We start from the raw sequence: 10495 nt of genomic DNA on the forward strand, positions 1-10495 counted from the left end.
TTTCGCCGTAGTGCTCTCAGCATCGCCTCAAATCTCAAAGCAATCGTCAACAGCGGTACACGCGAAGTGAGTAGTGCCCCAAAACACTGGCATCAACACTTCGCGCTCCCGGGTAGCTTCTTCGCAATGTTTAGTCACATGAATTGGAGAGCGCCCACCGCCTACCTCAGGGGCGCCCTGATGTTGGCAGACTAGAAAACAGAACGACGCCACACGAAGTTTTGTGACCGTGAAAAGCCGCGTGAGATCCCTCAACCTTCATCTCCGGGTCGCCCTCGACAATCACAACGTCTCCGCGCATCGGACAGACACAGTGGTCCCCGGTACGCCCCACGGCGCGACCCATGACTTTACTGTTGGGCGCACCCGTCTGTACGACTCCGCCGTGACTGTGTACGTCACCAACTCGAATGATTCCGCGCATACGTCCTTCTCGCGAATTGGATCACCACGAATAGCCCTGCATCCCGTAGTCGGTATCGTGACGACGCCCCCACCACGGAAGATAGGCATTGTTCTCTCCACGAGCCCGGAACCAGTCCTTGTTCGGGTCGATTGCGGTAAGTTTCGACGGCGGTCGCACAACAACGGCGACCGGATGCTGCGAATCCGTTGTACCGGCAACAAGCGCATTGCCACCGAAGTGGTTGATACGACCAATCGCCAACACGACATCGGTCAGTGCACCACCCGTCCCCATATCGCCGAGCAACGCCGCCGTATTGAACGTCTGCTTCATGTGGTCGTATTCAGGCAGTGTCTCCGTCAACGACTGCGAAAGCGCCCCCAAACGTGCCGACGCTGCGTCGCCCCCGTGCCCCGCATCGTGAACGATATACTGAAGGTCGGTCGGACCGATGCCGGCATTCTTGGCCGCTTGCTCGATCGTCGCCTTCCACGCCTGTACCGCGCGCGGTGCTCCGACCTTCGGCGTGAAATCCTGCGTGTTGCCGGTCACCGCTTTTCCAATCCACGCAAGCGGTTCACGCTCGGTATTGAAGTTCGGCCCAGCGAGGAACAGCACGACGAGATTTTCGTTGATCTGCCCATCCTTCGGAGGGAAGCTTGGTGCGTCCCAGTTCATCACCCAGACGCTCTTGTCGGGATTGGCTTCGAGGTATGCAAGTCCCTCATTCAACGATGTGAAGCCGGTATTTGCACCACCTTGCGTTATGCGCACGTCCGCCTGCGTGTCACGGCTCCAGACAGTTTTAAAATTTGGATTGCCGATCAAAAATGTCTCTCGGATCGCGTTGACTAAGTAGTCTCTCGCATTCGTCGCATTGAGGCGCGGGGGAATGGCAAGTTCAACATGAATTCCAGACAATTCACGCCACGCCTTGACGTCTTCTGGCTTCACTGTATAAAAATACTTCGAATTCGTTGCATAACGCGTTCGCATCAATAGAGGAAATTCGTCCATATACTTCTCATAGAACCCTTTGAACGTCTCGGTTCCGTTATTTCCATATGCGATTCCCGCGACGGCCTGTAACGACTTGAACGATTTTGGATCTGTCCGAACCATGTCGTCGTTCTTATTCGGTTGCACTAACCCCTGCGTCCACAATGTCTGCCATTCAGTCGGGTAGTCCTTACGCTGCAACGGATTCAACCAAATCAGACCAACGACTTGAGCCGTAAAAGGCATGGTCGGGGCGTCTGATGCGACCGTGACATTTGTTTTAGTCACTGGCGCCGCCTCAACAGAACGTGTAGCCGCCGTCGTCAAAAGCAGCACAGTCAGCGCGAGCAGTCCGGGTATCAATACTAGTCGTTTCATCCAATCTCCCGTATCAAGTGGAACCGATCGCGCTTGCCCCATCTGAACCGTCAGTAAGCCTAACAGGCCTGCCGCCATCACCCATACCACCAATGCAACAGCAATACGTCGCGAGCCAGTCGCAATCAGCGTCTTCATACTCCACCTCCGACGCTGAGATAAAACTGTCCTTCGCGCTCGTCCACGATCTTTGTCGGTATGGTACCTTCACTTTGAACCGCCCCGGGAATTGTGGAGGCCGGTTGGTTTAAGTTAATGCAGGCACGTCAGCGGCATTTCTGAGTTGCCTGTAGTAGTTTGCCTCAGCCTCGGCGGGCGGGATATAGCCGAGCGGTTCCATCAGCCGACAATGGTTGTACCAGGCGACCCATTCCAAGGTTGCCAGTTCGACAGATTCCCTCGTCTTCCACGGGGCGCGCCGATGAATCAGTTCCGTCTTGTACAGGCCGTTGATCGTTTCAGCCAGCGCGTTATCTTAGCTGTCGCCACGGCTGCCAACGGATGGCTCGATACTCGCCTCGGCCAAACGTTCGCTGTACCGAATGCTGACGTATTGAGACCCCTATCGGAGTGATGTATCAAGGTCCCGTCGTCGCCCGGTTGGCGTGCGTACAACGCCTGTTCAAGTGCATCAAGAACGAAGTCCGTGGTCATCGACGAACTGACGCGCCAGCCAACGATGCGACGGGCGAACACGTCGATTACGAACACCACTTACAGCCAGCCCTGCCATGTCAAGACATAGGTGAAATCCGAAACCCAAGCCGATTCGGCCGGTCAGCTTTGAACTGCCGGTTGACCCGGTCTAGCGGGCGCGGCGCGCTCGTATCGGAAGTCGTCGTGCGAAGCCGCTTGCCTCGAACTGCGCCTCGCAAGCCTTGCAGCTTCATCAGCCGTGCGACCGTACAGCGTGCCACCGCAATGCCTTCCCGGTTCATCTGCTTCCAGACCTTCGGCACGCCCTAGACCTGCATGTTGTCCTGCCAGACGCGCTTGATCTCGGGTTGCAGAATCGCGTCGCGTTTCGCGCGGGCACAGCGTCTGGACGGATCTCGAAGCTGTGCCGCATGGCGTCGGTAACCCGACGGGGCAATCTGCAAGACCTTGCAAATCGGCTCGCCCCCAAAGGTGTCGCGATGCTGATCGACGAAGGCCTTCAGGATTTGAAACGGTGGTCGAGCTCCGCCTGGGCGAAAAACGCGCTCGCGACCTTGAGAATCTCGTTGGCCCGACGCAACTCCTTGACCTCGCGCTCCAGGGCCTTGAGGCGCTCGCGCTCGTCTGTGGCCACGCCATCGCGCTCACCGTGGTCAACCTGGTCGCGCTTGACCCAATCATGCAGCGTCTGCGGCGTGCAGTTGATCATCGGTGCAATCGATTCGACCGCTGCCCACATCGACGGATGTTCGCTACGCTGCTCGCGCACCAGACGTACTGCACGCTCGCGAACCTCCGGGGAAAACTTGGTTGCCTTCTTGTTCATGGCTCCCTTGTCTCAAGAGTTGGAGCCTCCACAAAATCCGGGGCGGTTCAAGGGCGTCCTGATGTTGGCAGGCTAGAAAACAGAACGGCGCCACACGAAGTTTTGTGACCGTGAAAAGCCGCGTCAGATCCCTCAACCTTCATCTCCGGGTCGCCCTCGACAATCACAACGTCTCCGTGCATCGGACAGACACAGTGATCCCCGATACGCCCCACGGCGCGACCCATGACTTTACTGTTGGGCGCACCCGTCTGTACGACTCCGCCGTGACTGTGAACGTCACCAACTCGAATGATTCCGCGCATACGTCCTTCTCGCGAATTGAGTTACCACGAATAGCCCTGCATCCCGTAGTCGGTATCGTGACGACGCCCCCACCACGGAAGATAGGCATTGTTCTCGCCACGAGCCCGGAACCAGTCCTTGTTCGGATCGATTGCGGTAAGTTTCGACGGCGGGCGCACGACAACGGCGACCGGATGCTGCGAATCCGTTGTACCGGCAACAAGCGCATTGCCACCGAAGTGGTTGATACGACCGATCGCCAACACAACATCGGTCAGTGCACCACCCGTCCCCATATCACCGAGCAACGCCGCTGTATTGAACGTCTGCTTCATGTGGTCGTATTCAGGCAGTGTCTCCGTCAACGACTGCGAAAGCGCCCCCAAACGTGCCGACGCTGCGTCGCCCCCGTGCCCCGCATCGTGAACGACGTACTGAAGGTCGGCCGGACCGATACCGGCATTCTTGGCCGCTTGCTCGATCGTCGCCTTCCACGCCTGTACCGCGCGCGGTGCTCCGACCTTCGGCGTGAAATCCTGCGTGTTGCCGGTCACCGCTTTCCCAATCCACGCAAGCGGTTCACGCTCGGTATTGAAGTTCGGTCCAGCGAGGAACAGCACGACGAGATTTTCGTTGATCTGCCCATCCTTCGGAGGGAAGCTCGGTGCGTCCCAGTTCATCACCCAGACGCTCTTGTCGGGATTGGCTTCGAGGTATGCCAGCCCATCGTTCAACGACGTGAAGCCAGCATTTGCGCCGCCCTGCGTGACATGTACGTCCGGCGGGGTGTCACGGCTCCAAAGTGTCTTAGGCGAGGGGGGGCCGATCTCAAAATATTCAACGATAGCATTGGCCAAGTACTTTTTGGCCTCGTTTGGTTCCAACCTTGGCGGTATTGCTAGTTCGACGTGAATACCTGCCAACTCGCGCCAGTCTTTTGAGTCCTTTGGATTTACCGTATAAAAGTAATTAGGATTTGTCGCATAGCGTGTCCGCATCAATAGGGGAAACGAGTCAATGTACTTGTGGTAAAACCCTTTGAACGTCTCAGTTCCTCTATTTCCGTACACCAATGCTCCGATCGATTGCAGCGTCTTAAATGATTTTGGATCAGTACGAACCATGTCGTCATTCTTATTCGGCTGTGCCAACCCCTGTGTCCACAACGTCTGCCATTCTGTTGGATAGTCTTTACGCTGCAACGGATTCAACCAGATCAGACCAACAACTTGAGCTGTATAAGGCACGGCCGGGGCTTCTGCTGCGACCCCGACATTTGTTTTGGTCACTGGAGCCGCCTCAACAGAACGTGTCGCTGCCGTTGTCAGAAGCAGCACCGTCAGCGCCAGCAGTCCGGGTATCAATACTAGTCGTTTCATCCAATCTCCCGTATCAAGTGGAGCCGATCGCGCTTGCCCCATCTGAACCGTCAGTAAACCTAACAGGCCTGCCGCCATCACCCATACCACCAATGCAACAGCAATACGTCGCGAGCCAGTCGCAGTCAGCATCTTCATACTCCACCTCCGACGCCGAGATAAAACTGTCCTTCGCGCTCGTCCACGATCTTTGTCGGTATGGTACCTTCACTTTTTTCCGCCACCACCCATTCATGTAACGGCACTCGGTTCAGCGCCCCAGATTCGAAATATTTTGAGTATTTCTTGTTGGGACTACCGTCGGACATACCTTTCCCCATACGCCAGTCCGCCTCGATACGCAGCGCGTTCATCTGGTCGGGAGTCAGATAGCACGGCCCAATCGCCACATCGTACGCAAGAGCCAACTCCGCGTGCTTCGAATTTGTCATTGTGATCGAATGATTGGTCGGGTTGTTCGTCGCACCGCGATCGAGGATGTCCTTGACTTCCTTGTTGCGCCAATCCTTGTAACCCTCGGGCAATTCACTCGTTCCATCCTCACCCGTCACATGACCTGCATCATCGACCCATGTCGCATTCTTTGTGCGACGCGCCTCCATCCGCACAATCGCATGATCCTCATAGCGCTGAGATGTTTCGCTTTCCGCATCGCCCTGTGCCCGACCATCCGCATTCTTCGCCTTGTACTGATCGTAGGGATCGTCGGCCCGTTTGTCTTCATCCTTTTTGCCTGCGTCTCGCCATGCGGAGGGCGGATCGTTCCCTTCATTAAAATCACTGGTCAAGTCTCCATCTTGGATCTCGACCGGCTTTCCGAATTTTAATGCCTGCGGCGGAAACGGTTCGTCAAGCGTCGGGGCATCGGCCATCACGAACCATCCATGCTCCGGATTGGCGTTCACTCGCATGACGCCGCCTTTGGAGGTAAAGAACGTCACGATGGTAGCCGGTATTGCAGTGAAAAAGGTGGCGATCTCTCCCTTGATCGTCTCGTTGCCTTTCAGTGCACCGACGATTGTGTACTTTGCAGGCGGCGATGGCGGAAACCAAAATCCATGTTTTTTATTCCTTGTGTGCCGCCAATCGTTCTCCCAGTAATCGTATTTTTCTTGTACACCAACCTTGAATCCGGATGCAAAGACACGCTGCGTCAGCACGCCAGCCGCGCCTATCGCCTCGAGTTCCGTCTTGCCGATCCCGCGCCAGCCGATCCCCTGAACCGTCACGGCCGAAATTACCTGATCGTGCGGACAGCAGTACAACGTGACACGACCATATGTCGAGCCATTCAGTCCGTGACGTTCACGATCTGCCTGGGCTGTATAAGACTTTTGGCTCGTCGGTGATTCGCGCGTGTTGGCCATATCGTCATCGACCTTGTCTGCTGGCAACTCGAAGGCCGGGCGCGCACGAATAATGTCCAGAAACTTCCCGAATGTCGCCGTCCTCGCTGCATATGTCTCACGGCCGCGATTTCCCTTCGGGTCTTTCACCTCACGCTGCGACCACGTATCCATGAACGTGCTTGCCTTGTATACACCTTTGCCTTCGGCATTGGCGAAGCTGTATGGAGGGTTCGCGAGCACGTACGCATCCGCCACGCAACGCCCTTTGTTGCCCCAAGGATCTTCGACCTCCGGCAACGCATCACCGAAGAACGCCGCCGTCAGACCTACCATGTTCCCCTGGCTATGACATACGACGGTGATCGGCACGTTGGCCTGCATCTTGCGGATGGACTCGATCAGCTTTGCGAGCCGTAGCGCGGCCAACACGCCATACGCACGTGGCGGCGTCCGATAGAGCGGGCGATTGGTCGGATTCATACCCTGAATCGTGATCCACCCGAAAATCCGGTCGTCGACACCCTGATGCCAAAGATCAGGCAAACTCGAACAGCCGTTTGCGAACGGGCCACCGCCCCAGTAGTCTTGCTCGTTCAGAAAAATCTTGTCGCCATATTCCTTAAGCTCGTCGAGCGTCGCCCGGTAGCCCCAACGAAACGGGATGACGTTCGAAAACGATGGAACAGGTTTGACGTAGTTGTCTGCAAGCAGCTTCGGGTTCAAATAACCATCTGGTGTCAGGCTCTCGGTGTACTGGGCCGGCGTCAATTGACCTGCTTCGATACCAGGGTGAGACATCTGATCGGATAGACGGCCTAACCGGCGGTTGAGCCCCTTGCAAAGCCCGTCCTCGGCTGGCCGGTACCATTCGCCCTCGGAGTTGACACCGTGGACAAAGATAATCACGCCCGGCAGTGGCATCTGCTTGATACACAGCAGCTTGCTTTGCCAGTTAAAAATTGTCGGCCCCTCGCCTTGGGCGACGACGACGGAAGGAGCGTCAGCTGCCGCAGGCTGCGTGTTGTCGGCTTGAGTATCAGTCATGCAGATCCCCGCGAATCTCTCAAATATTCTTTTTGACGAATTGCACCGCCAGCTTTTCGAACTGGTCGCTGTGAATTGCCGGTAGCTCGCCGTTCGCATCGCTGGTCAAGTTCGATACCGTCCCCGACGCCTTCGTCAGTTGTGCTTCGAAGCCCTTGACCGGATTTCCGTCCGTCGGGCGAATCAGCTTGGGCACACGTCCGAGCGGCGCATGGTCGAATTTCGGCATATCCGTGCTCATGCTCGCCGGCCCGTCCCAGGTGTGGCCCGCCGACTTCACAATAAACTGCCCCGGACACCCTAGCTCAATATTGGAGCCACTGAGTTTCATGTAGGCGCCACCGGAGGTCATGAACGTTACTTCGTTGTTCGCCGCGCCGATCAACTTGCCGCCAGCAGCCGTGAACTGGATGTTCTTCGCCGAATCGATCTGCGTGTCGTCGTTCTGGCTCTGCAACGTCACCTTTCCCTGATTCGCGATCGCCGATACCCCGTCACTGTGAGCAAACATCGCAACACCGCGCCCACCGTGAAAATTGATGCGCTGGCCACTGGTCAACTGAACATGCTGTTGCGCAACCTGGTCGATGTTCTCGCCGGCATACGTCACGTGGGTCTTCGGGGTAATCGCAACAGAGCCGGCTTGCGCACCGAACGCCATCAGCGACTGCGCCCCGGCCGCATCGCCAGTTCCTGTGCCCGACGCCCCGCTGCCGCTACCCGGCGTCCAGCCCTTGAACGCCGCAGCAACCGCCTGCTGCCCCGCCGTATCGGTTGCCTGCCCGCCATGCTGACCCGCGTAATCACCCAGCGACTTGAATAGCTCGGTGCACTCGCCGAGCAGTCGCAGCAACTCGTCGCGATCGAGCTGACCACCGCTCGCTTGAGAGCGCGCGTAGGTCGTCAAGAGAATCCCCTGTGCCGCCCGCAACGCGGCTGCCGCGTCGGTGCGCAATTCCACGCCCTCGCCACGATCCTGACCTCGGCCGTCCTGCCGGGGTTGCGTCAGGTACCCCAGATTCAGCTGAGAATGAGCATGTTCACTCGCCAACTGACTGGAAATTTGCCCTGGCGTATCGTCGAGGCGCAGTTGGTTATAGCGACTCCCCTTGATTTCCTTGGTCTTGATCCCCGACACGTAGCGATTGCCGGGAAGGTTGCCAACATGGGTGAAGGCCGCCGGCGGGTTCACACCGTTACTCAGCACGTTGATGATGATCAGCCGGTCCGGATCGCCGCCGAGACTGCCGATCAAGACTTCCATGCCGACACGCGGCAGAAACAGCGCGCCAAAGCTTCCACCCGCAAGACTCGCCCCGACACGGATCGGTGCGCTGTCGCCGGCATTGTCGTTTGTGCCCGCGCCTTGGGCGTGTACATGGTCTGCCGGATCGAGACCATGGATTCGTACGCGTACGCGGCCATCGGCATCGCAAAACACTTCCTCGCCTTGCTGGCCAACGATCGTGCCAGTCAAAAGGTGCACGGGCGGCAAGTCGATCTTCGGATCGTACGCCGGCGTGAGCGGCACGCCTCGACGCACGCACGTAAAGCGGTTCTCGTAACGCGTGTCAGATTCAGGCTTGGCTGTCGCCGCTGGTGCCTGGACGGGTGATGGATAGGCAAAGTGCCGACTCGCTGCAAACAACGCCTGCACTCGATCGGTCAGTCCCTTCGGGAGATTGTTCCAGACGTCGTGGTCAATCGACGTGATCACGAACTGTCGCTGGTCCGTGGTCTGCATGTCCCATTCCGGGTCGCCGCTCAACGTGATCCACGCGCCGACAGCCAGGTCGCGCACGCTGCTCACGCCGTCGTAACGCTCGGCTTCGAATTGATGTGCAAGCATCCGTGCGCGTGTGAGGCGCTCGTGGTCATCCCAGGAGTCGCCGACATGCGGGATGTCAATCGCAACGTCGGTCAGTAGTTGCGCCAAATCGTTGCCGGCCTCGCCCTGGTTGAGGCTCGTCATGACCATCGACTCGTCGATGCGCGCCTTCTTGTAGTCCCACGACGGGCGCCCGACCTGCCCCGGCGCCAGCCTTTGATGCAGTGCGAACAGCGTGACGGTGTCGCGCTCCTCGGTGGCGGCGTCGCGCGGATGCAGTCGCACCGTACCGGCCGGGGCTTCGGGCAGCGAATTCGGATCGTCGCAGCACACGAGCGTATGCACAGGTGTATCGCCTTGCTGGTCGCGTGAACCTTTAGCCCGGCCAGCTTTGGCGAACACCGTGATACCTTCGCGCCGGAGCAGGCGCCGCACAAATTTTGCATCCGATTCATTGACCTGCCGAGTCAGCTCGCGCGCCGGATATCGGTCGCGGTTCAAGCCGGACAGATCGAATTCGAACGCGGCGGCCAGCGCAGGACTACGCTGACGCCATTCGTTGAACAGCGCTGTGATGATGTCGACAACGCTGCTCTGACGGAATACGCGGGAATTCGTACGCTTATCCATCAACGACAATGCGTCGCACACCGTGAGCTGGTACACGCACAATTCGCCGTCGCTCTGACCGATCTGCACATCCTGGATAATCGCGTTGACGAAGTGCAACTGGCCCCGATCAGTGGCGAGCCGGATGGACACGGGAACACCAAGAAATAGCCGTGGCGGCAGATTGTGGCGGGGCGATACACAGGTTAGGTGTCCGTGAATACCGGTCATTAACCCCTCGTGCACGTGCGCATGTTGCAGCGCAAGCAAGTGCCCCAAAGCGCCTTGCGCCTTTCCGAAATTCAAGGCTACTGGTCGGCGATTCCAGTCGACTGCCCCAGATGCGAAGCTGCTTATTGTTTCTGATAAAGACACAGCTGCCCTCTCTTTTTTGTTGAATTCGTATCAACTCCGGCGATCGGTCCACGTATCCGGACGGGCAAACCGCCAACTTTCTGCTCTGAGAATACCAAATCCTCCAGCAAAGAAAGGAAAACGACAGATGTGTGACCTGACGTGCGGCGGGATTTTGTAGCCAGTTAAGCAGTGAGTCGCATGTCGATATTATCGGACTTCAGCCAGGCTCGACGGACCGTGGCCGGAGGTTGGTAACGATGGGCGCTATGCGGCCGCTTCTCGTTGTAGAACTGACGCCATGGCTCGATGAGCACCCTGGCTTCAGCACGGCTGCGGAACCACTCGCGATTCAGCAGTTCGTCGCGCAGCTTGCCATTG

At 57.7% G+C, this 10495-nt stretch carries 7 protein-coding genes, 1 pseudogene and 1 other annotated feature; all 8 genes and pseudogenes read right to left on the reverse strand.

Annotation, left to right across the window (positions count from 1 at the left end):
- Positions 1-166: 166 nt before the first annotated feature.
- Positions 167-424 (reverse strand): PAAR domain-containing protein, encoded by a 258-nt coding sequence (locus GQ57_RS39325; RefSeq protein ID WP_075123065.1) that lies wholly within the window; start codon positions 422-424, stop codon positions 167-169.
- Positions 425-445: 21 nt separating this feature from the next.
- The gene (locus GQ57_RS14025) at positions 446-1921 is read right to left on the reverse strand and encodes a virulence factor (RefSeq protein ID WP_174923086.1); all 1476 of its coding nucleotides are present in this window, start codon (positions 1919-1921) and stop codon (positions 446-448) included.
- Between the two features lie 109 nt (positions 1922-2030).
- Positions 2031-3266: pseudogene (locus GQ57_RS39330) on the reverse strand (IS3 family transposase).
- Positions 2869-2985, reverse strand: a sequence feature (AL1L pseudoknot). It overlaps the preceding pseudogene by 117 nt.
- A 47-nt stretch (positions 3267-3313) precedes the next feature.
- On the reverse strand, positions 3314-3571 hold the full coding sequence (locus tag GQ57_RS39335) for a PAAR domain-containing protein (protein WP_081896652.1): 258 nt from the start codon (positions 3569-3571) through the stop codon (positions 3314-3316).
- 21 nt (positions 3572-3592) lie between these two features.
- Entirely contained in the window at positions 3593-5068 is a 1476-nt protein-coding gene (locus tag GQ57_RS14035) for a virulence factor (protein ID WP_235215059.1), read from the reverse strand.
- The gene (locus tag GQ57_RS14040) at positions 5065-7323 is read right to left on the reverse strand and encodes a T6SS effector phospholipase Tle3 domain-containing protein (protein ID WP_034198148.1); all 2259 of its coding nucleotides are present in this window, start codon (positions 7321-7323) and stop codon (positions 5065-5067) included. Before GQ57_RS14040 ends, GQ57_RS14035 begins: the two co-directional genes overlap by 4 nt.
- Before the next feature lie 19 nt (positions 7324-7342).
- A complete protein-coding gene (locus GQ57_RS14045; protein WP_034198149.1) occupies positions 7343-10135 on the reverse strand; it encodes a type VI secretion system Vgr family protein in 2793 nt (930 codons plus the stop codon).
- Positions 10136-10299: 164 nt separating this feature from the next.
- On the reverse strand, positions 10300-10495 hold a 196-nt coding region (locus tag GQ57_RS39340), incomplete at its 5' end, for an integrase core domain-containing protein (protein ID WP_081896653.1).

The organism is Burkholderia sp. MSh2 (genome assembly GCF_000731655.1).
Lineage (GTDB): Bacteria > Pseudomonadota > Gammaproteobacteria > Burkholderiales > Burkholderiaceae > Burkholderia > Burkholderia paludis.

Coding starts and splice junctions, on each gene's coding strand:
- GQ57_RS14040 (WP_034198148.1), bottom strand. CDS start 7,323: ATGACTGATACTCAAGCCGACAACACGCAGCCTGCGGCAGCTGACGCT.
- GQ57_RS14025 (WP_174923086.1), bottom strand. CDS start 1,921: ATGAAGACGCTGATTGCGACTGGCTCGCGACGTATTGCTGTTGCATTG.
- GQ57_RS39335 (WP_081896652.1), bottom strand. CDS start 3,571: ATGCGCGGAATCATTCGAGTTGGTGACGTTCACAGTCACGGCGGAGTC.
- GQ57_RS39325 (WP_075123065.1), bottom strand. CDS start 424: ATGCGCGGAATCATTCGAGTTGGTGACGTACACAGTCACGGCGGAGTC.
- GQ57_RS14035 (WP_235215059.1), bottom strand. CDS start 5,068: ATGAAGATGCTGACTGCGACTGGCTCGCGACGTATTGCTGTTGCATTG.